Below are 19,146 nucleotides of genomic sequence, written 5' to 3' on the forward strand. Positions count from 1 at the left end.
CCCGAACTAGAACTTCTCGCCTGACAGCCGCTGGCAGATCATGTCGAGCTGGTCGAGGCTCGAATAGGCCAGCGTCACCTGCCCGCCTTTGGGGCTGTGCCTGATCGAGACCTTGAGGCCCAGAAGGTCGCCCAGCTGGCGCTCCAGCGCGGCGATGTCGGCGCCGGCGCCCTTATATTCGATCGGCAGGCGGCGCTGGCGGGCGGTCTTGCCGGCCGCGGCCAGTTTCTCGGTCTCGCGGACGGAGAGGCCGCGGCGGACGACCTCCTCGGCCAGCCCTTCCGGATCCTTGGCGGTGATCAGCGCCCGGGCGTGGCCCATGCTGAGCTGGCCGGTCCCCACCAGGACCTGCACCTTCCCCGGCAAATCAAGCAATCTCAACAGGTTGGCGACGTGCGAGCGGGATTTGTGGACGAGCTTGCCGAGCTCCTCCTGGGTATGGCCATATTCGTCGACGAGCCGCCGATAGGCCTGCGCCTCCTCGATCGCGTTGAGGTCCTGGCGCTGGATATTCTCGATCAGCGCGACCTCGAGCGTCTCGTCGTCGCTGAACTCGCGGACGATCGCCGGGATTTCGTGCAGCCGCGCCCTTTGCGCCGCGCGCCAGCGCCGCTCGCCGGCGACGATCTGGAAACGATGGCCGTGCGGGCGGACGATGATCGGCTGGATCACGCCGCGCGTCTGGATCGATTCCGCGAGCTCGGCCAGCGCCTCCTCCTGGAAGATGCGGCGCGGCTGGCCCGGATGCGGCTCGATGCCGGCGACGGGGATGAGCTGGACGGCGCCCGAGGCCGTGCCACCGGTGCCGGGGCGAACCGCCGCTTCCTGCTGGACCTCGCCGAGGAGGGAGGAGAGGCCGCGGCCGAGCCCGGCGGGGCGCTTCCTGGGAAAGGGCTCGCTCATGCCGCCGCCTTCGCCTGCCGGGGCAGGCGGCCGATCAGCTCGCGCGCGAGGGCAATATAGGCTTCGGAGCCCGGGCAGCGATGGTCGTAGATCAGGGCCGGGATGCCGTGGCTCGGCGCCTCCGAGAGCCGCACGTTGCGCGGGATCACCGTGTCGAACACGATCTTGCCGAGGCAGGCGCGGACGTCGTCGGCGACCTGCGAGGAGAGATTGTTGCGCCGGTCGAACATGGTGAGCGCGACGCCGATGATCGAGAGTTCGGGATTGAAGCGGGCGCGGATCCGCTCGACCGTCTGCAGCAGCTGGCTGAGCCCCTCCAGCGCGAAGAACTCGGTCTGCAGCGGCACCAGGATCGCATTGGCGGCGATCAGGGCGTTGACCGTGAGCAGGCCGAGCGAGGGCGGGCAATCGATCAGGCAGACATCCCATTTGACGTCGGCCGTGCCCTCCAGCGCCTTGTCGAGGCGATGGGTTCTTCCTTCAAATTCAATGAGTTCGATCTCGGCGCCGGACAGATCGACGGTCGCGGGGATGATGTCGAGCCGGGGCACCGGGCTGGCGACCACGGCGTCCTCCAGGGTCGACTGACCGGTCAGCAATTCGTAGGAGGAAAGCGAACGTTGCGCATGCGTAATGCCCAGCCCGGTCGAGGCATTGCCCTGCGGATCTAGGTCGATCAGCAGGATGCGCAGGCCGCTGGCAGCGAGCGCCGTGGCGAGGTTGATCGCCGTGGTGGTCTTGCCGACCCCGCCTTTCTGGTTGGCGACCGCGATGCGGATCATCGACGCTTGTCCTTTCCTACAAGGCGGACCGGCGCGTGGCGGACGCCTGCGGCGACGATGATCTGCGCCGCGGCGTCGGTCACGCTCGGTTCGAGCCGGAAGTCACCCTGCCACGAAGGAGCGAGCGCCGCCAGTTCCGCGGACGCATTTCGTCCCTTTGGAAGCAGCCACAGGCTCTTTTGTGTGGAGAAAGCTGTGCCCAAGCTGAGGAGCTTTTCCAGGGGGGCGAAGGCGCGGGCGCTGATCACCTTGAAGGGGCGCGGCGGGAGTCGCTCTGCCCTGGCGTGCAGGATCTCCACCTCAAGGCCCATGAGCCCGGCCGCACGGCGCAGGAAGTCGACGCGCAGGCGCCGCTCCTCGACCAGAGTGACGGGCCCGTCATGGAGCGCGGCGGCGACGAGGCCGGGGAAGCCGGCGCCCGTGCCAAGATCAATCCAGGACGCACCGGCAGGGGCGAAACGAAGCAATTGCGCCGAATCCGCAATGTGCCGCAGCCAGATTTGGCCCAATGTTCCACGTGAAACGAGGTTTTGCTGCTCGTTCTCCGCGCGTAACAGATCGGCGAAGGCGTCGAGCTTGGCCATTGTTTCACGTGGAACATCGCACTCTCGCTCGACCCAGGCCCGCGCCGCCGTCTCGTCCATCAGGCGGCCCTGCGCCGGGCGTGGATGAGGATTGCCGCCAGCGCCGCCGGCGTGACGCCCCGGATGCGGGAAGCGGCCCCCAGCGTGGCGGGCCGGGCCGCGGACAGCCGTTCGATCATTTCGTTCGAAAGACCGGGGATGCCGGCATAATCGAGCGCGCGGGGCAGGCGCACCGCCTCGTCAGAGCGCAGGCGGGCAATCTCCTCCTCCTGCCGGGTGACATAGGGGGCGTAGCGATGGTCCTGGATCGCCTCCTCGAGGATGTCGGGGCGAAGCGCGGCGAGCCCAGGGGCGAGGGAGATCAGCAGGGCCGCGTCCGTTTCGGGATGAAGGAGCCGCGCCGCGAGCGTCCGGCCTTCGACCTGGCGGGAGAAAATGGCCTCCACCCGCGCCCGCTCCGCACGCAGCGCCTCGAAACGGCGCTGCCGCTCCGGCGAGACGCAGCCGGCGGCGATGGCATGGGGCGTGAGCCGCGCCGCCGCATTGTCCGCGCGCAGCCGCAGCCGGTATTCGGCGCGGGCGGTCAGCATGCGATAGGGCTCGGTCACGCCCTGCAGGACGAGGTCGTCGATCATCACGCCGATATAGGATTCGGCGCGGTCGAACAGGATCGGCGCCTTGCCCTCGGCCAAGGCGGCAGCGTTCAACCCGGCGACCAGGCCCTGCGCCGCCGCCTCCTCATAGCCGGTGGTGCCGTTGATCTGGCCGGCAAGATAGAGGCCGTCCACGTCGCGGACGCCGAGCGTCGGCTCGAGGATGCGCGGGTCGACATGGTCATATTCGACCGCATAGCCCGGCTGAAGGATCTCGGCCCGCTCCAGGCCCGCCATCGAGCGGACCATGGCGAGCTGCACGTCCTCGGGCAAAGATGTGGAAATGCCGTTCGGATAGACGGCGGGATCGTCAAGCCCCTCAGGCTCAAGGAAGATCTGGTGGCCGTCGCGGTCGCCGAAGCGGTGGACCTTGTCCTCGATCGAGGGGCAGTAGCGGGGGCCGACGCCGCTGATCTCGCCGGCGAAGAGGGGCGAGCGGTCGAGGCTGGCGCGGATAAGGTCGTGCGTGCGGGCATTGGTGCGGGTGATCGCACAGAAGAGCTGGGGCGCGACCCGGCCCTCGCTCATCGGCGACATCGTCCAACCCTCGTTGTCCGACTCCTGCCGCTCCAGCGCCGCCCAGTCGATCGTGCGGCCGTCGAGCCGCGGCGGCGTTCCGGTCTTCAGACGGGCGAGCGGCAATTCCAGCGCATAGAGCTGATGGGCGAGGGCGGTCGCCGCGCGCTCGCCGACGCGGCCGCCGGCGCAGCTGGTCATGCCGAAATGCAGCTTGCCGCCGAGGAAGGTGCCGGTGGCGAGGATCACTGCCCTGGCCGAGAGCGAGCGCCCGTCCGCCAGCGCCAGCCCGGTGACGCGGCGGCCCTCGAGGCGCAGCGCGCTGGCCTCTCCCTCGACGATCTCAAGCCCCGCCTGGGCATCGACCAGGGCGTGGATCGCCGCCTTGTAGCGCTTGCGGTCCGCCTGGATGCGGGGGCCACGCACGGCGGCGCCCTTGCTGGCGTTGAGCATGCGATAGTGGATCGCGGCATGGTCGGAGGCGCGCGCGATCAGGCCGTCGAAGGCGTCGACCTCGCGGATCAGATGACCCTTGCCGAGCCCGCCCATGGCCGGGTTGCAGGACATCGCCCCGATCTGGTCGCGGCTGAAGCTGACCAGCGCCACCGCCGCGCCCATGCGCGCCGCCGCGGTCGCCGCCTCGGTGCCGGCATGGCCGCCGCCGACCACGATGATGTCATACGTCTCGCTCACGGGGCCGCGCCCTACAGCATTTGTTCCACGTGGAACACTCACTTCCCGATGCAGAAGCGGCCGAACAGGGCGTCAAGCATGTCCTCGACCCCCGCTTTGCCCGTGACCCGGTCCAGCGCGGCCCGGGCGGTGCGCAGCGCCTCCGCGGCGATGATCAGGTCGGGCGAGGTTGCATCGGCCAGGGCCGCGGCCGCCTCGGCGATCGCTTTCCGATGACGCGCATTGAGCGCAATCTCGCCCGGGACCGGCAAGAGATCAGCGGCACGCGCCTGGAGCAGTGCGACCAATTCGCCGAGACCCTCGCCGGTGACGACCGAGGTGGCGAGCTCCGCGTCGGCCGGCGCCGGCGCCAGGTCCGCCCTGGCGTGGAGCCGGATCGCCCCCGCCGGCGCCTCGTCCGGCGGCCCGAGCCAGATGATGATGTCCGCCCCGGCGAGCGAGGCGCGGGCGCGGTCGACGCCGATCGTCTCAACCACATCCGCGGTCTCGCGCAGTCCGGCCGTATCGGTCAGCAGGAACGGCGTGCCGCCAATCGCGACGGGCGCCTCCACCAGATCGCGCGTCGTTCCCGGAAGATCCGTCACGATCGCCGCTTCGCGACCCACCAACGCATTGAGAAGACTGGACTTTCCAGCATTCGGCGGCCCCGCGATGACAACCCGGACACCGTCCTTGAGCCGCTCGGCGCCCGGACGCGCCACTGCCTCCGCCATCTCCTCCCGCAACGCCGCCAGCCGCGGCTCGAAATCGGCCGGCAAGGGCGCGACGTCGCCCTCGTCGGAGAAATCAAGCGCCGCCTCGATCTGGGCGGACAAGGCCAGCAATTGCTCCTGCCACGCCGCGACCTGCCGGCTCAGCCGTCCGCCCATCAGGGCGAGCGCGGCCCGGCGCTGGCCCTCGGTCTCCGCCATGAGCAGGTCGCCCAGCCCCTCGGCCTCGGCCAGGTCGAGCGCGCCATTCTCGAAGGCGCGCCGGGTGAACTCGCCGGGCAGGGCCGCCCTTAGCCCCTCCATCGCCCCGAGCGCGCCGAGCGCCCGCGCGATCAATGCGCGGCCGCCATGGAGATGCAGCTCGGCGACATCCTCGCCGGTCGCGCTCTTCGGCCCCGGCAGCCAGAGAATAACTGAATTATCAAGCAGTTGACCGTCAACACGGAGCTTGCGGAAGGTCGCGACCCGCGGCTCGGGCAGACGGCGGGCCAGGGCGGCGAGCGCGGCGCCGGCCCGCGGCCCGCTGATCCGGACGATTGCGACCCCGGCCGGCGGCGCGCCCGAGGACAGAGCGAAGATCGTGTCCCTCAGCGCGGCGCCTTCCCCATCTGGTCGAGCATCTGCTTCCACATGTTCATGCCCGCCTCGTTCATCGGCCCCCAGGCCTTCATCATCTCGCCGAACATCTCCGGGGCGGCGCCGTCGGTGACCGCCGCCTTCATCTTCTCGACATAGGCCTCGTGGACGGGGCTGAGATCGGGCAGGCCAAGGAAGCGGCGGGCCTCCTCGGGCGTGCAATCGACGTCGACCGATACTTTCATGAGCCTCTCCTCATGCCTGTTGGCTGGCGTGGCTCTAGGTCTATAGGGGCGCGACTCGCAAGTGGAGGACGCGTCATGCCCCTGATTTCGATCGAGACCCTCGACCATGACGGCAGCTTCAATGCCTGGCTCGCCGAGCCGGAGGGCACGCCCAGGGGCGCGATCGTCGTCATCCAGGAGATTTTCGGGGTGAATCCCGGCATCCGCGCCAAATGCGACCATTGGGCAAGCCTGGGCTATCTCGGCCTCGCGCCCGATCTGTTCTGGCGAATCCAGCAAGGGGTCGAGCTCGACCCCGACGTGCCCGAGCAGTTCCAGGAGGCGCTCGCCCTGATGCAGAAGCTCGACCAGGACAGGGCGATCGCCGACATCGAGGCCTGCATCCGCGCGGCACGGTCTCGCCTTCCCGAGGGGGCGAGGGTCGGCGCGGTCGGCTATTGCCTCGGCGGCCGGCTCGCCTTCATGACCGCCGCGCGCACCGACGTCGACGCGTCGGTCGGCTATTATGGGGTGATGCTCGAGGCATTGCTCGGCGAGAAACACGCCATTGCCCGGCCGCTCATGCTCCATATCGCCGGCGCCGACCACTTCGTGACGCCCGACAAGCAGGCGCTGATTCATGAAGGCCTGGACGATCATCCGCGGGTGACGCTCTACGATTATCCGGGCGAGGATCACGGCTTTGCCACGGAAGCGGGCGACCGGCGGAGCGAGGCCGCGGCGCAGCTGGCCGACAGCCGCACCGAGGCCTTCTTTGCCGAGCATGTGGGCTAGAGGGCGCTCAACCCCTCAGCGCGCCTTGCGCGTTGCCCAGATCAGGAAGCGCGCCCAGAAGGCGCATTGAGCGCAATCCTGGGCGGCGCGTGCGTTCTGTGTCCCCATGGGCGCCAGACTAAGCCCGGGCCCATTGCAGTTTCAAGACAGTCCTGAAGCGCGCCGTCTAGTGGGCGAGGCGGGCTGCCGCGTCCGGCCAGATATATTGCAGCAGGCCGACATTGTGGTCGACGAAGCCCTCGTAGATCATCTTGCCGGCCACCCAGAGGATGACGAGCAGGCCGATCCAGGCGATCCAGCGATAGCGATCGATATATTTGGCGATGAGGTTCGCGGCGAGGCCCATCAGGGCGACCGAGAGCAGCAGCCCGATCATCAGGATGCCGGGATGCTCGCGCGCGGCGCCGGCGACGGCCAGCACATTGTCGAGGCTCATCGAGACGTCCGCGACCGCCACCGCCCAGGCGGCGCCGGCGAAGCTCTTGGCCGGGCGCAGGCCCGAAGCCTCGTTCCCCTCGGTCGCGGGATCGTCGGGCACATGCCTGATCTCGCGGTACATCTTCCAGGCCACCCAGAGCAGCAGGATGCCGCCGGCGAGGATCAGGCCGACGATCTGCATCAGCTGGGTCACCATCAAGGCGAAGATGATGCGGAGCACCAGAGCGGCGAGGATGCCGATCATGATGACCTTCTTGCGCTGGTCGGCGGGCAGGCCCGCGGCCAGCGCGCCGACGACGATCGCATTGTCGCCGGCGAGCATGACGTCGATCATCAGCACCTGGCCGAAGGCCGCCAAAGCCGCCGGATCGCTCAGGTTGCTGAAGTCGTGGACGATCGCGTTCCAGAGCTCGAGCATGTGCCTCCCCAACCCTCGATGGGCTTACTGGTTCATCGAGGCGAAGAAGTCCTCGTTGGTCTTCGAATCCTTCATCTTGTCGAGCAGGAACTGCATGGCGTCGACCGTGCCCATCTGCATGAGGATGCGGCGGAGGACCCACATCTTCGAGAGCGTGCCCTGCTCGACGAGCAATTCCTCCTTGCGGGTGCCGGACTTGCCGACGTCGAGCGCCGGGAAGATGCGCTTGTCGCTGACCTTGCGGTCGAGCACGATCTCGGAATTGCCGGTGCCCTTGAACTCCTCGAAGATCACCTCGTCCATCTTGGAGCCGGTGTCGATGAGCGCGGTGGCGATGATCGAGAGCGAGCCGCCTTCCTCGATGTTGCGGGCGGCGCCGAAGAAGCGCTTCGGTCGCTGCAGCGCATTGGCGTCGACGCCGCCGGTCAGCACCTTGCCCGAGCTCGGCACCACCGTGTTGTAGGCGCGGCCGAGGCGGGTGATGGAATCGAGCAGGATGACGACGTCCTTCTTGTGCTCGACGAGACGCTTGGCTTTCTCGATCACCATCTCGGCGACCTGGACGTGACGGCTGGCCGGCTCGTCGAAGGTCGAGGAGATGACCTCGCCCTTCACCGAGCGCTGCATGTCGGTGACCTCCTCGGGCCGCTCGTCGATCAGCAGCACGATCAGGAAGACCTCGGGATGATTGTCGGTGATCGCCCGGGCGATGTTCTGCAGCAGCACGGTCTTGCCGGTACGCGGCGGCGCCACGATCAGGGCGCGCTGGCCCTTGCCCTGCGGAGAGATGATGTCGATCACCCGCGCCGAGCGGTCCTTGATCGTCGGATCGGCGCTGTCGAGGGTCAGCTTCTCGTCGGGATAGAGCGGGGTGAGATTGTCGAAATTGACGCGGTGGCGGACGGCGTCGGGATCGTCATAATTGACCTGGGTGACGCGGACGAGGCTGAAATAGCGCTCGCCCTCCTTGGGGCCGCGAATCTCGCCCTCGACCGTGTCGCCGGTGCGGAGGCCGAACTTGCGGACCTGGTTGGGAGAGACGTAGATGTCGTCGGGGCCGGCCAGATAGTTGGAATCGGCGGAGCGCAGGAAGCCGAAGCCGTCCTGCAGCACCTCGATCGTGCCCTGCCCCATGATCTCGTTGCCGCTGTCGGCGCGGACCTTGAGGATCGAGAACATCAGCTCCTGCTTGCGCAGCGTCGATGCGCCCTCGACGCCCAGCTCCTCGGCCATGGCGACCAGCTCGGCGGGGGTCTTCTGCTTGAGGTCGTTCAAATGCATGTCGGGTAACTCTTGAAAATACGGATTCCGGGCGTGGGAGCTCGGAGATTCGGGAGAATGTGGCGGCTTGAACACCCGCGCGGACGGCAGGCTAACGACTGTTCTGGCCGTTATGCTCCGCCCCTGGGCAAGTCAAGCCGAGCGAATGGAGGGCCGCTCCGGCTTTCGCCGGGACGACGCGGCGACAGGCCGGTCAGAAGGGCCGGACGATCACCAGGACGACGATCAGCACCACGGCGAGGCCGGGGACCTCGTTCATGATCCTGAGCGCCTTGCCGGAGACCGGGCGGATGCCCCGCTCCAGCTTCTTGCCATAGTCGACCATCCAGCCGTGATAGCCGGAGAGCAGGACGACGATGGCGAACTTGGCGAGGAACCAGGGCTGGGTCCAGGCGCCGATCGTGTGGGCGAGCAGCAGGCCGAAGAGCCAGACCAGGATCATCGCGGGGGTGATGATGATCTTGCGCAGCTTCTTCTCGCGCTCGATCCACCGTCGCTCCTCGTCCGAGCCCGGCGCGCTCTCCTGGTGATAGACGTAGAAGCGCGGGAGCATGAACAGCCCCGCGACCCAGAAGATCACGAAGATGATGTGGCCGGCCTTGAGCCAGGGATAGAGCAAGATCAGAACCGTTTCGAAGCTGTCGATCACGCCGCTCGCCCGGACGGCGACCGCCGCACCAGCTCAAGGAGCCGCTCGACATGGGCGATCGGGGTTTCCTTGATGATGCCGTGACCCAGGTTGAAGATATGCGGCCTCCCCGCGAGGCTAGATAGGATGCGCGCCACCGCCTTTTCAAGCGCCTCCCCGCCGGCCAGCAAGGCGAGCGGATCGAGATTGCCCTGCACGGGCAGGTCGGCGGGCAGCACAGAATCGGCCCAGGCGGGATCGACCGTCTCGTCGAGCCCGATCGCGTCGACCCCGGTTTCGCGCGCATAAGCGGCGAGCTTCGCGCCGGCGCCCTTGGGAAAGCCGATCACCGGGATGTGGGGATGCCGCGCCTTCAGCGCCGCGACGATCCGCGCGGTGGGCGCGATCACCCATGATTCGAACTGCGCGGGGGCGAGGCTGCCGGACCAGCTGTCGAACAATTGCACGGCCTCGACCCCGGCCTCGATCTGGCCGGAGAGATAGTCGACGGTCATCGCCTCGATCGCGCCGATGATCTCGGCGAAGGCGCCCGGATCGGCATATGCGGCCTGCCGCGCCTCCGCCTGGTCGCGACTGCCCTGGCCCGCCACCATATAGGTCGCGACCGTCCAGGGGCTGCCCGCAAAGCCGAGGAAGGTGGTTTCCGCCGGGAGCGCGGCCTTCACTTTCTCCACAGTCCGGTAGACGGGCTCGAGACGGGCCGGCACAGCCGTCAGCCCGCTCAGCACAGCGTCGGTCAAAGGCGGCGACAGACGCGGACCCTCGCCTGCCTCGAAGCGCAGATCCTGGCCGAGGGCATAAGGCACGATCAATATGTCCGAGAACAGGATCGCCCCGTCGAAGCCGAAACGGGCGATCGGCTGGAGCGTGACCTCCGCCGCGGCCTCGTGATCGTTGACGAGCTCGAGAAAGCCGCCCTTCGCCGCCCTCAGCGCCCGATATTCGGGCAGGTAGCGTCCGGCCTGACGCATCAGCCAGATCGGAATAATATCGCTTTTTCCACCGCTTAGCACGTGGAGCAAGGGCTTGTGAGGCGCGAGCGTCAAGTCGGAGGGCTCCGCTCTCTTATCCTTAAATATATATTTATAAGAGAGTCTGTTGATGTTGATAGGCGGTGGACGAACGGGGTTTATTGCCTCGCACAAATTTTGCCAACAGCTTGACTCCCCCGCAGGCGCGCATTCCCGCGGATTCGCCCCGGCCATCCCCGTTTTCCACATCGGACCGGTGGATTTTTTCCCATGTTCGCGGCGCTGTGGATGAAACGGCCCGGAGCGTGGACGAATTCCGTCCCTGGCTTTGCCCCGAGCCTTAAGCCGGGCATTTCCCCAAGGTTTTCCACAGCGAATGACTCTTTCGTGATCGCGCCTTTGCGTCGTAAGACCCGTGGCCGAACCTGCCGAAGGCGCGCCGTTGAAACAGCTCCATCTGCATCTCCTCTCGGATTCCACCGGCGAGACGCTGGACATGGTCGCCAAGGCCTGCCTCGCCCAGTTCGACAATGTCGAGGCGCTGCATCATCTCTGGCCGATGGTCCGCTCCGAGGGCCATCTCGACCGCGTGCTCGACGATGTCGAGCGGCGGCCGGGGCTGGTCCTGTACACGGTCGTCAACCGCGAGATCCGCCGCGAGCTCGAGCGCAAATGCCGGCAGCGCGGGATCAACGCGGTTTCGGTGCTCGATCCGGTGATCGACGCGCTCTCGGCGGTGAGCGGCGAGGCGGCGAAAGGCAGGGCCGGGCGGCAGCACGCGCTCGACGCCGCCTATTTCGCCCGCGTCGACGCGATCCAGTTCACCATCGCGCATGACGACGGCGTCGGCTCGGAGAATTGGGAGGAGGCCGACATCATCCTCGCCGGCGTCTCGCGCACCTCGAAGACGCCGACCTCCATCTATCTCGCCAATCGCGGCTTCAAGGTCGCGAACGTGCCGCTCGTGCCGGAATCGCCGCCGCCGGCGGTACTCTACGGTCTCAGGCACCCGATGATCGTCGGCCTCACCACCAATATCGAGAGACTGATCCAGATCCGCCGCAACCGCCTGCTTTCGCTGAATCAGGTGCCGGAGACCGATTATGTGGACAATGAGGCGGTCAATGCCGAGCTGGCCTTCGCGCGGCGGATGTTCGCCGACAATGGCTGGCCCGTGATCGACGTCACCCGCCGCTCGATCGAGGAGACCGCGCTCGCCATCGTCAAGCTCTGCGCCGAGCGCAGCGAGCAGGCCGAAGGCCAGTGAGATTGCTGCTCGCCTCGCAAAGCCTGGCGCGGCGGGAGATGCTGGCGGCGGCGGGCCTGGCCTTCGAGACGGTATCGGCGCCGCTCGACGAGGAGGAGGCCAAGGCCGGCCTCGCGGCGGCGGGCTTCGAGCCCTGGAACGTCGCGGAGATGCTGGCCGAGCTCAAGGCGAGGAGTGTGCCCGCCGAGGCCGAGACATTGGTGATCGGCGCGGACCAGGTGCTCGAGCTGGACGACGGCACGATGCTGTCCAAGGCGGGATCCCGCGAGGAATTGCTGGGCCAGCTCCGGATGCTCGGCGGTCGCACCCACTGGCTGCACAGCGCCGCGGTGGTGACCGAGGCGGGCGAGCGGGTCTGGGGCGATACCGAAAGCGTCGAGCTCAGGGTCAGGCCCCTGAGCGAGGCCTTTCTCGAAACCTATCTCGACGCCGAATATGAGGCAGTGAAGCACTGCGTCGGCGGCTACCGGATCGAGGGCCGCGGCGTGCAATTGTTCGAGGCGGTCGAGGGCAGCCATTTCGCCGTGCTCGGCCTGCCGCTTCTCCCCCTGCTCGCCTATCTGCGCGAGCGTGGGTTGGCGGCAAGGTGATGGGAATTCCCTATGCCGAGGTGATCGGCGATCCGGTCGCCCATTCGAAATCGCCGGCAATCCACAGATATTGGCTGGACCAGCTCGGGATCGAGGGGGATTACCGGACGACACGAGTCACTGCGGACGAGCTTCCCGATTATCTCGCGGCGCGGCGCGACGATCCCGACTGGCGCGGGTGCAACGTCACCATGCCTTTGAAAGAAGACATACTCTCGCTGCTCGATACCAACGCCCTGACGCGGCGTATCGGCGCCGTGAACACCGTGGTTCGCTATGACGGGATGCTCACCGGGACCAATACGGACTGGCAGGGCATCAATCTCGCCCTTGATACAGCGCGAATCGATCCGGAACGCGTCGCCGTCATTGGCGCCGGCGGTGCGGCGAGGGCGGCGCTGGCCGAAGTGCGAATGCAGAAGGTGCTCCACGTCATTCTGATCAACCGCTCGCCCGAAAAGGCGGCTGCGCTGTTGGAGCTGTTCGGGCTTCACGGCAAGGTTCTGCCGCTCGGCACAGCCCCCGATGTTGATCTGCTGATCAACGCGAGCCCGTTGGGTATGGCCGGCTATCCAGCGCTCGATGTCGACCTCTCGCGCCTCAAGGCTGACGCGACCGTCTTCGACATGGTGTACCATCCGCTCGAAACGCCACTGCTGCGGGACGCACGGGGCAGAGGCCTGAAAACCGTGGACGGGCTGAGCATGTTGATTCACCAGGCGTCGATAGCATTCACCCACTTTTTCAAGGTTTCGCCCGAGCCGGCCGACTCCGCCGAGCTCCGCGAAAGGCTGACGTCATGACGCTGCTCGTCGGCCTCACCGGCTCGATCGGCATGGGCAAGTCTACCGTGGCGAAGATGTTCGCCGAGGAGGGCGTGCCGGTCTTCGATGCCGATGCGGCCGTCCATCGCCTGCAGGGGCCGGACGGGGCGCTGGTCGCCGAGATCGAGGCGCATTTCCCCGGCACGACCGGGCCCGAGGGGGTGAATCGCGGCGCGCTGGCCGAACGGGTGCTGGGCGAACCGGAGCAGCTCAGGCGGCTTGAAGCGCTCATCCATCCGGCCGTGGCGCGGGCACGGCGGGAATTCATCGCGGCGCATGACGGCGCGCCCGTGATCCTGCTCGACATTCCCTTGCTGTTCGAGGCGGGCGGGGTGAACGAGGTCGACAAGGTCGCGGTCGTCTCCGCAGCGTCGGCGGTGCAGCGCGAGCGCGTGCTCGCCCGGCCCGGCATGACCCCCGAAAAATTCGAGAAGATCCTGGCCCGCCAGCTCCCGGACGCGGAGAAGCGCGCCCGCGCCGACTTCGTCATCCCCACCGACGTCAGCCTCGAGGAAACCCGCGCCTCGGTCCGCCGCATCCTCGCTTGCCTAAACGGGCAGGGGGATTCATAGGCGAAGGCATGCGGGAAATCGTTTTTGACACCGAGACGACCGGCCTCAGCCCACTCAACGGCGACCGGGTGGTGGAGATCGGCTGCGTCGAGCTGTTTAACCGGTGCGAGACCGGGCGGCACTTCCACTCCTATTTCAATCCGTGCCGGCCGATGCCGAGCGAGGCGGAGGCAGTGCACGGCCTCTCCGACACCTTCCTCTCCGACAAGCCGCTTTTCGCCGATGTCGTCGAGGACCTGCTCATGTTCATCGGCGAATCGCCGATGATCGCGCACAATGCCGCCTTCGATTTCGGGTTCATCAACGCCGAGCTCGGCCAGTGCGGCCGGCCGAGCGTCTGCATGTCGCGCATGGTCGACACGCTCTCCATCGCCCGCCAGAAATTCCCCGGCGCCAAGCACAGCCTCGATGCGCTCTGCACCCGCTTCGGCGTCGACCGCTCGCAGCGGATCAAGCATGGCGCCTTGCTCGACGCGCAACTGCTCGCCCAGGTCTATGTCGAGCTGACCGGCGGCCGCCAGATCGGGCTCACCCTGGTCGCCGAGCTGATTGAGGACCAGTCCGCCACCGCCGAGGCGGCGGAGACCTTGATCGAGCCCGTATCCGTCGCGATCCGCCCGGCCCGCCCGCATGCGCCGAGCGAGGCGGAAGCGGCCCGCCACGCGGCCTTCCTGGCGAAGATCAAGGACCCGATCTGGAACCGGCTTTAAGCCACGTCATTGCGAGGAGCGCAGCGACGAAGCCCATGCCCTCTGACCGGATTGCTTCGCTGCGCTCGCAATGACGGTTTCGTTTCCCAGCCACTCTCTGCCCAGTTGACCAAAGCCGCGGCTGCGCCCACATGCGCCGGTACAGCATTGGAGACGATGATGGACATCCGGGTCTCCGGTCATCAGATCGATACCGGCGAGGCGCTGCAGCAACAGGTGGACGAGCGGCTCCATCAGATCGCCGACAAATATTTCTCCCGCGCCATCTCCGCCCAGGTCACCTTCGGCAAAGGCCCCTACGACCATAGCTTCACCTGCGACATCGTCGCCTATGTCCCGCAGGGCGTCGTCCTGAAGGGCTCGGCCGGCGGGGCGCTCGCCCCGGTCGCCTTCGAGCTGGCCGCCGACCGGATCGAGACCCAGCTGCGCCGCTACAAGCGCCGGCTCAAGGACCGCCACGCCCAGACCGCGCACGCCGAGGCGGAGTTCGATGCGGGCTATACCGTGTTCGCGCCGCCGCCCGAGCCCGAGGAGCCGGCCGACAATCCGCCCGTCGTCGCGGAGACGCGGGTCGACATCCCGACCGCCAGCGTCTCCGACGCGGTGATGCTGCTCGACCTGCGGAACACCAACGCCCTGATGTTCAAAAACAGCGCGACGGGCGCCTTCAACATGGTGTACCGGCGCCACGACGGCACGATCGGCTGGGTCGAGCCCCAACGCGGCGGCCTCTGAAGGCACCACCTTGCCCCTTCTGCCCTTTCCCCCGGAGGCTCCGGCCTCCCAACCGGTGTGATGATGAGCGATCTTTCGGATTTATTGAGCGACAGGGCGATCGACGCCGATCTGGTGGCGGCGAACAAGAAGGGCCTGTTCCAGCAGCTCGCCGCGGCGGCGGGACGGCTGACCGGCCTGCCCGCCAAGACGATCGCCGCCAGCCTCAATGCGCGCGAGAAGATCGGCTCGACCGGCTTCGGCGGCGGCGCCGCCATCCCGCACGGCAAGATCGAGGGGCTGGACAATGTCTTCGGCTTCTTCGCCCGGCTGGAGACGCCGGTCGACTTCCAGTCGATCGACAATATGCCGGTGGATCTGGTCTTTCTTCTGCTTTCCCCGCCCGATGCGGGGGCGGACCATCTGAAGGCGCTGGCGCGGGTCAGCCGCATCTTCCGCGACAGCCAGACCGTGGCCAAATTGCGCGGCGCCCGCTCGCGCGACGCGATCTACGCCCTGCTCGCGGGCGGGGAAGCGCGGGATGCCGCCTGAAGGGGCCACCGGGGGCGAGGCCGCGCACTTCCGCGCGCTCGAATCGCTCTACCGGTCGGCGGCAATCAACGACCTGTTCGAGTCCGAGATCGAGATCAGGGAGGCCGGCGTCGCCCGGATCCGCTTCGAGGTCGCGCCGGCCAGCTATCATGCCGCCGGCGCCGCCCACGGCACGCTCTACTTCAAGATGATGGACGATGCGGCTTTCTATGCCTGCAACTCGATGGTCAGCGACCGCTTCCTGCTGACCACGGCCTTCAACCTCGTCTTCACCCAGCCGCTGCGCGCCGGGCCGGTGATCGCGGAGGGACGCTGGGTCTCCGGCCGCCGCCGTGTCTTCGTGGGCGAGGCGCGGCTGCTGCTGCCCGACGGCGAGGAGGCGGCACGCGGCACTGGCACCTTCATGCGCTCGCACATCCCGCTCTCGGGCCTCGACGGCTATCGCAGCCGGTGAGCGCCGGGAGGTGACTGCGCGGCTTTCCAGCCAGGTTCTCGTCTCCTCATTGCTCCGGCGCGCCCAGGCCGAGGGCGGCTTCGGCGTGGTGCTCGCCAAAGGCGACGCGACCGCGGGCGCAGTCATGGTGGTCCTCGCCGAGCGCGGGACTCGGACCGCCTTGCTCGAGCGGCTGCTGCAGCCGGACGGCAGCTATGCCTGGCAGGCGACGGGCCGGGCGGAGACGGAGGAGGAATTCCAGGCGTTGGTCGCGCGGCGCCGCCGCAGCGATCCCGATCTCTGGATCGTCGAGCTGGACGTCGCGGACGGCGAACGCTTCGCCGCTGAAATGAACGCCCCCGGTTGATTCGCTGCGGTCGCCGGGCTCTTCTCCGGCCGTCCAGGGGCAAGCGGGGGCTTCTTCATGCGGATCCGGATCGGGCTGGCCTTCCTCGCCGCGGCATGCATCGCCATGCCCGCCCGGGCCCAGACCGCGCTGACCGCCGCCAATCTCGGCATCGAGGGTCTTGCCGATCCCGCTCCGGCACCGGCAGCGACGACATCGGAGGTCGAAGTGGTCGGCCGGCCGCTCAGCGAGCTCGTCGCCATCCATGCGGCCGGCGCCACCGCGGACGACGAGACCGAATGCCTCGCCCGCGCCGTCTATTGGGAATCGCGCGGCGAGCCCTTGTCCGGCCAGCTCGCCGTCGCCGAGGTGGTGATCAACCGCGCCCGCTCGGGCCGGTTCGCGCCGACCCTGTGCGGCGTCGTCCGCCAGCCCTACCAATTCTCCTTCGTCCGCCGCGGCTATATCCCGCAGCCGCCGCAGGGCTCGCGCGACTGGCAGACCGCAGTCGCCATCGCCCGCATCGCCACCGATCGGCTCGCCGAGGGCGGCGCGCCCGACGCCTTGTTCTTCCACGCCCGGCGGATCAATCCGGGCTGGCGGCGGCTGACCCGCATCGCCACGGTCGGGAATCACGTCTTCTACCGCTGACCCACTTCCGTTCGTTCCCGTTTCATTCTAGTTTTCGGGCATGGCCTCCCTCCTGCCCGAGTCGTCCGACTGCTTCGCCGACGCGCCCCTGATCGCGCAAGACGTCGCCCGCGGCGTCACCCGGATGTTCTTCCGCGCCGACATGTATGCGCTCTGCGAGGTGCCGCTGCCCAACGGCCGGCGCGCGGACATGATGGCGATCGACGCGCGCGGGCAATTGACCATCGTCGAGATCAAGGTCTCCCGCGCCGACCTGATGGCCGACTGCAAGTGGGCCGACTATCTCGACTATTGCGACCTTTTCTACTGGGCGGTGCCGGCCGGCTTCACGCTGGCGCCGTTCGAGGAAGACGGCTTCGGCGCGGGCTGCGCCGGGCTGATCGTCGCCGACCGCTACGATGCGGAGATGGTCCGCGAGGCGCCCCGCCGCCCGCTCGCCGCCGCCCGCCGCAAGGCGGAGACCCTGCGCTTCGCCCGCCGCGCCGCGCGCCGGCTCGCCGGCGATCTTGATCCGGGGCTGGCCGGGCTGGATTGAGCCCGAGCTAGGGGCGCGGCGTCGGCGGCGTCAGGCCGGAGACGGTGGGCGTCGCGGCCTGCGGATTTTCCAGCAGCCGCAGGATTCCCGTCGCCCGATTGTCCTGGCGCGCATAGTCGATCGCCGAATTGCCGGCGACATGGTCGGTCTGGTTCGGATCGGCGCGGTTGCGGAGCAGCATGCGCACCATCGGCATGTCGCGGCGGTGGACGGCGAAGATCAGCGGAGTCTCACCGCGATTGTTGCTCTGGTTTACATTGGCCCGCCCCCGGCCAAGCAGGATCTCCGCCCCTTCCAGCCAGCCGAGCTGGGCAGCAATGATCAAGGGCGTATTGCCCTCGCGGTCGCCGACGTCGGCGCGGGCGCCGCGGCCGAGCATGTAGGCCAGCCAGCCGGAATCGCGGCCGCGCACCAGAATGTGCAGCGCATTCTCCCCGGTGCTGGCGTCGCGATGGTTGATCGCGGTCGAGCTCGGATTGGAGAGGATGCGCTCGGCGGTGTTGCCGTCGCGCTCGCGCACCGCCTTCAGGAAGGTGTAGCCCTCGGAAAAGCTCTGCGCCGCCACCGGCACGGCGATCGCCGCCAGCGCGGCCGCGAGCAGGAGCGTCTTGGTTCTGGCCATCCGCCTGATAATCCCTACATGATATGCGAACTTGATCCGCGGCCCTTAGCAAAGCAAGGCTGCGCCTGTCATGAATGAAAGCGTCCCAGTGCGTCGCAGCGCCGTCCTTACCCTTCTGCTGGTCCTGCTGCTTGGTGCCTGCGCCCAGGCCGCCCCGCAGGATCCGCCGCTCAAGGGCGCGCGGCTCGGCGGCGCCTTCTCGCTGACCGACCAGAACGGCCGGCGGGTCACCGAGCGCAGCTGGCCGGGCAAATATAAGCTGGTCTATTTCGGCTATACCTTCTGCCCCGACGTCTGCCCGGTCGATATGCGGGTGCTGGGCGCGGGCCTCAGGCGGTTCGAGGAGCGGGATGCCCAAGCGGGGGCCCTGGTCCAGCCGATCTTCGTCAGCGTCGATCCGGCGCGCGACACGCCGCCGGTGCTGCGCGAGTTCGTCGCCAATTTCCACCCGCGCTTCGTCGGCCTGACCGGCACGCCGGACGAACTCGCCCGGATGGCGCGCGCTTATGGCGCCTCCTACATGCGCCGCGAGGGGGCGACGCCGGGCAGCTATCTGATGGACCATACGCGCAACGCGGTCCTCTATGATCCCGAGGGCCGGCCGCTCGCCATCATTCCCTATGACCAGGGACCCGACGGCACCGCCAACGAGCTGGCGCGCTGGGTGAGATGAGGGAGCGTTTCTGGGAGCTGCCGATCGAGAGCCTCGACCGCGAGGAATGGGAGGCCCTGTGCGACGGCTGCGGCAAATGCTGCGTGCACAAGCTCGAGGACGAGGTCACCGGCGAGCTCTTCCCGACCAACGTCGCCTGCCGGCTGCTCGACCGCCAGGCCTGCCGCTGCACCAATTACAGGATGCGCAAGGCGCTGGTGCCCGATTGCGTGCGGCTCGACCTGAAGCAGCTCCGCGAGATCGACTGGCTGCCCTCGACCTGCGCCTATCGCCTGCGCGGCGACGACAAGAAGCTGCCGGACTGGCATTATCTGGTCAGCGGCAGCCGCGAGACGGTGCACGAGGCCGGCATGTCGGTGCGCGGCTGGACGATATCGGAGGACGACGCTGGCGATCTGGAGCTTCATCTCGTCGACAGGCCCTTCTAGGCCCGGCGCTTCCGAGCTGCGCATCGGCGAAACGCC

25 protein-coding genes are annotated in these 19,146 nt (G+C 67.9%); 14 read left to right on the forward strand and 11 right to left on the reverse strand.

The window, feature by feature from the left end:
• Window positions 1–6 precede the first annotated feature (6 nt).
• Genes VEC11_RS11385 through VEC11_RS11410 form a run of 6 tightly spaced genes read right to left on the reverse strand, consistent with a single transcriptional unit; the run spans window position 7 to window position 5,662 of the window.
• Window positions 7–903: a ParB/RepB/Spo0J family partition protein gene (locus tag VEC11_RS11385; protein ID WP_464131292.1), complete on the reverse strand. Its 897-nt coding sequence runs from the start codon at window positions 901–903 to the stop codon at window positions 7–9.
• A complete protein-coding gene (locus tag VEC11_RS11390; protein WP_464131295.1) occupies window positions 900–1,685 on the reverse strand; it encodes a ParA family protein in 786 nt (261 codons plus the stop codon). Before VEC11_RS11390 ends, VEC11_RS11385 begins: the two co-directional genes overlap by 4 nt.
• Window positions 1,682–2,329 (reverse strand): 16S rRNA (guanine(527)-N(7))-methyltransferase RsmG, encoded by a 648-nt coding sequence (gene rsmG, locus VEC11_RS11395; RefSeq protein WP_464131300.1) that lies wholly within the window; start codon window positions 2,327–2,329, stop codon window positions 1,682–1,684. The genes VEC11_RS11390 and rsmG overlap by 4 nt, the downstream gene beginning before the upstream one ends.
• Window positions 2,329–4,131 (reverse strand): tRNA uridine-5-carboxymethylaminomethyl(34) synthesis enzyme MnmG, encoded by a 1,803-nt coding sequence (gene mnmG / locus VEC11_RS11400; protein ID WP_464131303.1) that lies wholly within the window; start codon window positions 4,129–4,131, stop codon window positions 2,329–2,331. Before mnmG ends, rsmG begins: the two co-directional genes overlap by 1 nt.
• 38 nt (window positions 4,132–4,169) lie before the next feature.
• Complete coding sequence (mnmE, locus tag VEC11_RS11405; protein WP_464131412.1) at window positions 4,170–5,432, reverse strand: tRNA uridine-5-carboxymethylaminomethyl(34) synthesis GTPase MnmE; 1,263 nt, start codon at window positions 5,430–5,432, stop codon at window positions 4,170–4,172.
• Complete coding sequence (locus tag VEC11_RS11410; RefSeq protein ID WP_464131307.1) at window positions 5,429–5,662, reverse strand: DUF6489 family protein; 234 nt, start codon at window positions 5,660–5,662, stop codon at window positions 5,429–5,431. Before VEC11_RS11410 ends, mnmE begins: the two co-directional genes overlap by 4 nt.
• A gap of 75 nt (window positions 5,663–5,737) precedes the next feature.
• Between VEC11_RS11410 and VEC11_RS11415 the strand changes: the two genes are divergently transcribed.
• Window positions 5,738–6,436: a dienelactone hydrolase family protein gene (locus VEC11_RS11415; protein WP_464131311.1), complete on the forward strand. Its 699-nt coding sequence runs from the start codon at window positions 5,738–5,740 to the stop codon at window positions 6,434–6,436.
• A gap of 166 nt (window positions 6,437–6,602) precedes the next feature.
• Here VEC11_RS11415 and VEC11_RS11420 read toward each other — a convergent pair whose 3' ends face one another.
• From VEC11_RS11420 to hemE, 4 genes are all read right to left on the reverse strand, one after another.
• Window positions 6,603–7,292 carry a YjbE family putative metal transport protein gene (locus VEC11_RS11420; protein WP_464131313.1) on the reverse strand — a complete coding sequence of 230 codons (690 nt, stop codon included), beginning with the start codon at window positions 7,290–7,292 and terminating at the stop codon, window positions 6,603–6,605.
• 24 nt (window positions 7,293–7,316) lie between these two features.
• Entirely contained in the window at window positions 7,317–8,573 is a 1,257-nt protein-coding gene (gene rho / locus VEC11_RS11425) for a transcription termination factor Rho (RefSeq protein WP_464131315.1), read from the reverse strand.
• 193 nt (window positions 8,574–8,766) lie between these two features.
• Complete coding sequence (locus VEC11_RS11430) at window positions 8,767–9,219, reverse strand: CopD family protein (protein WP_464131414.1); 453 nt, start codon at window positions 9,217–9,219, stop codon at window positions 8,767–8,769.
• Complete coding sequence (hemE, locus tag VEC11_RS11435) at window positions 9,219–10,268, reverse strand: uroporphyrinogen decarboxylase (RefSeq protein ID WP_464131317.1); 1,050 nt, start codon at window positions 10,266–10,268, stop codon at window positions 9,219–9,221. The genes VEC11_RS11430 and hemE overlap by 1 nt, the downstream gene beginning before the upstream one ends.
• Before the next feature lie 367 nt (window positions 10,269–10,635).
• Between hemE and VEC11_RS11440 the strand changes: the two genes are divergently transcribed.
• The 11 genes from VEC11_RS11440 (at window position 10,636) to VEC11_RS11490 (ending at window position 17,387) form a co-directional block, all read left to right on the forward strand.
• Window positions 10,636–11,460: a pyruvate, water dikinase regulatory protein gene (locus tag VEC11_RS11440; protein WP_464131319.1), complete on the forward strand. Its 825-nt coding sequence runs from the start codon at window positions 10,636–10,638 to the stop codon at window positions 11,458–11,460.
• Complete coding sequence (locus VEC11_RS11445) at window positions 11,457–12,050, forward strand: Maf family protein (RefSeq protein ID WP_464131321.1); 594 nt, start codon at window positions 11,457–11,459, stop codon at window positions 12,048–12,050. The genes VEC11_RS11440 and VEC11_RS11445 overlap by 4 nt, the downstream gene beginning before the upstream one ends.
• On the forward strand, window positions 12,050–12,853 hold the full coding sequence (aroE, locus tag VEC11_RS11450; RefSeq protein WP_464131323.1) for a shikimate dehydrogenase: 804 nt from the start codon (window positions 12,050–12,052) through the stop codon (window positions 12,851–12,853). Before VEC11_RS11445 ends, aroE begins: the two co-directional genes overlap by 1 nt.
• Window positions 12,850–13,446, forward strand: coding sequence for a dephospho-CoA kinase (gene coaE, locus VEC11_RS11455; RefSeq protein WP_464131325.1), 597 nt, complete (start codon window positions 12,850–12,852; stop codon window positions 13,444–13,446). The genes aroE and coaE overlap by 4 nt, the downstream gene beginning before the upstream one ends.
• Window positions 13,447–13,454: 8 nt before the next feature.
• Window positions 13,455–14,156, forward strand: coding sequence for a DNA polymerase III subunit epsilon (gene dnaQ, locus VEC11_RS11460; protein WP_464131327.1), 702 nt, complete (start codon window positions 13,455–13,457; stop codon window positions 14,154–14,156).
• A 159-nt stretch (window positions 14,157–14,315) separates the two neighbouring features.
• Window positions 14,316–14,891: a ribosome hibernation-promoting factor, HPF/YfiA family gene (gene hpf / locus VEC11_RS11465; RefSeq protein WP_464131416.1), complete on the forward strand. Its 576-nt coding sequence runs from the start codon at window positions 14,316–14,318 to the stop codon at window positions 14,889–14,891.
• A 63-nt stretch (window positions 14,892–14,954) separates the two neighbouring features.
• Window positions 14,955–15,422 carry a PTS sugar transporter subunit IIA gene (locus VEC11_RS11470; RefSeq protein WP_464131329.1) on the forward strand — a complete coding sequence of 156 codons (468 nt, stop codon included), beginning with the start codon at window positions 14,955–14,957 and terminating at the stop codon, window positions 15,420–15,422.
• Complete coding sequence (locus tag VEC11_RS11475; protein WP_464131331.1) at window positions 15,412–15,876, forward strand: PaaI family thioesterase; 465 nt, start codon at window positions 15,412–15,414, stop codon at window positions 15,874–15,876. The genes VEC11_RS11470 and VEC11_RS11475 overlap by 11 nt, the downstream gene beginning before the upstream one ends.
• Window positions 15,877–15,886: 10 nt before the next feature.
• Entirely contained in the window at window positions 15,887–16,222 is a 336-nt protein-coding gene (locus VEC11_RS11480) for a DUF1491 family protein (protein ID WP_464131333.1), read from the forward strand.
• Window positions 16,223–16,279: 57 nt separating this feature from the next.
• Complete coding sequence (locus VEC11_RS11485; protein ID WP_464131335.1) at window positions 16,280–16,852, forward strand: cell wall hydrolase; 573 nt, start codon at window positions 16,280–16,282, stop codon at window positions 16,850–16,852.
• Between the two features lie 40 nt (window positions 16,853–16,892).
• Window positions 16,893–17,387: an MmcB family DNA repair protein gene (locus VEC11_RS11490; protein WP_464131337.1), complete on the forward strand. Its 495-nt coding sequence runs from the start codon at window positions 16,893–16,895 to the stop codon at window positions 17,385–17,387.
• A gap of 7 nt (window positions 17,388–17,394) precedes the next feature.
• Here VEC11_RS11490 and VEC11_RS11495 read toward each other — a convergent pair whose 3' ends face one another.
• Complete coding sequence (locus VEC11_RS11495) at window positions 17,395–18,009, reverse strand: ankyrin repeat domain-containing protein (RefSeq protein ID WP_464131339.1); 615 nt, start codon at window positions 18,007–18,009, stop codon at window positions 17,395–17,397.
• Between the two features lie 88 nt (window positions 18,010–18,097).
• Here VEC11_RS11495 and VEC11_RS11500 point away from each other — a divergent pair, with 88 nt between their 5' ends.
• Together VEC11_RS11500 and VEC11_RS11505 are read left to right on the forward strand one after the other, a co-directional pair.
• Window positions 18,098–18,682 (forward strand): SCO family protein, encoded by a 585-nt coding sequence (locus tag VEC11_RS11500; RefSeq protein WP_464131341.1) that lies wholly within the window; start codon window positions 18,098–18,100, stop codon window positions 18,680–18,682.
• Window positions 18,679–19,110 (forward strand): YcgN family cysteine cluster protein, encoded by a 432-nt coding sequence (locus tag VEC11_RS11505; protein WP_464131343.1) that lies wholly within the window; start codon window positions 18,679–18,681, stop codon window positions 19,108–19,110. The genes VEC11_RS11500 and VEC11_RS11505 overlap by 4 nt, the downstream gene beginning before the upstream one ends.
• The last annotated feature ends 36 nt before the right edge of the window (window positions 19,111–19,146 follow it).

Source organism: Allosphingosinicella sp., from assembly GCF_035626655.1.
GTDB lineage: Bacteria > Pseudomonadota > Alphaproteobacteria > Sphingomonadales > Sphingomonadaceae > Allosphingosinicella.

Excerpts from the sequence above, each read along its gene's own strand:
- VEC11_RS11385 (WP_464131292.1), bottom strand. The coding sequence starts at position 903 with ATGAGCGAGCCCTTTCCCAGGAAGCGCCCCGCCGGGCTCGGCCGCGGC.
- VEC11_RS11390 (WP_464131295.1), bottom strand. The coding sequence starts at position 1,685 with ATGATCCGCATCGCGGTCGCCAACCAGAAAGGCGGGGTCGGCAAGACC.
- rsmG (WP_464131300.1), bottom strand. The coding sequence starts at position 2,329 with ATGGACGAGACGGCGGCGCGGGCCTGGGTCGAGCGAGAGTGCGATGTT.
- VEC11_RS11410 (WP_464131307.1), bottom strand. The coding sequence starts at position 5,662 with ATGAAAGTATCGGTCGACGTCGATTGCACGCCCGAGGAGGCCCGCCGC.
- VEC11_RS11415 (WP_464131311.1), top strand. The coding sequence starts at position 5,738 with ATGCCCCTGATTTCGATCGAGACCCTCGACCATGACGGCAGCTTCAAT.
- VEC11_RS11420 (WP_464131313.1), bottom strand. The coding sequence starts at position 7,292 with ATGCTCGAGCTCTGGAACGCGATCGTCCACGACTTCAGCAACCTGAGC.
- rho (WP_464131315.1), bottom strand. The coding sequence starts at position 8,573 with ATGCATTTGAACGACCTCAAGCAGAAGACCCCCGCCGAGCTGGTCGCC.
- aroE (WP_464131323.1), top strand. The coding sequence starts at position 12,050 with ATGGGAATTCCCTATGCCGAGGTGATCGGCGATCCGGTCGCCCATTCG.
- coaE (WP_464131325.1), top strand. The coding sequence starts at position 12,850 with ATGACGCTGCTCGTCGGCCTCACCGGCTCGATCGGCATGGGCAAGTCT.
- dnaQ (WP_464131327.1), top strand. The coding sequence starts at position 13,455 with ATGCGGGAAATCGTTTTTGACACCGAGACGACCGGCCTCAGCCCACTC.
- hpf (WP_464131416.1), top strand. The coding sequence starts at position 14,316 with ATGGACATCCGGGTCTCCGGTCATCAGATCGATACCGGCGAGGCGCTG.
- VEC11_RS11470 (WP_464131329.1), top strand. The coding sequence starts at position 14,955 with ATGAGCGATCTTTCGGATTTATTGAGCGACAGGGCGATCGACGCCGAT.
- VEC11_RS11475 (WP_464131331.1), top strand. The coding sequence starts at position 15,412 with ATGCCGCCTGAAGGGGCCACCGGGGGCGAGGCCGCGCACTTCCGCGCG.
- VEC11_RS11485 (WP_464131335.1), top strand. The coding sequence starts at position 16,280 with ATGCGGATCCGGATCGGGCTGGCCTTCCTCGCCGCGGCATGCATCGCC.
- VEC11_RS11490 (WP_464131337.1), top strand. The coding sequence starts at position 16,893 with ATGGCCTCCCTCCTGCCCGAGTCGTCCGACTGCTTCGCCGACGCGCCC.
- VEC11_RS11495 (WP_464131339.1), bottom strand. The coding sequence starts at position 18,009 with ATGGCCAGAACCAAGACGCTCCTGCTCGCGGCCGCGCTGGCGGCGATC.
- VEC11_RS11505 (WP_464131343.1), top strand. The coding sequence starts at position 18,679 with ATGAGGGAGCGTTTCTGGGAGCTGCCGATCGAGAGCCTCGACCGCGAG.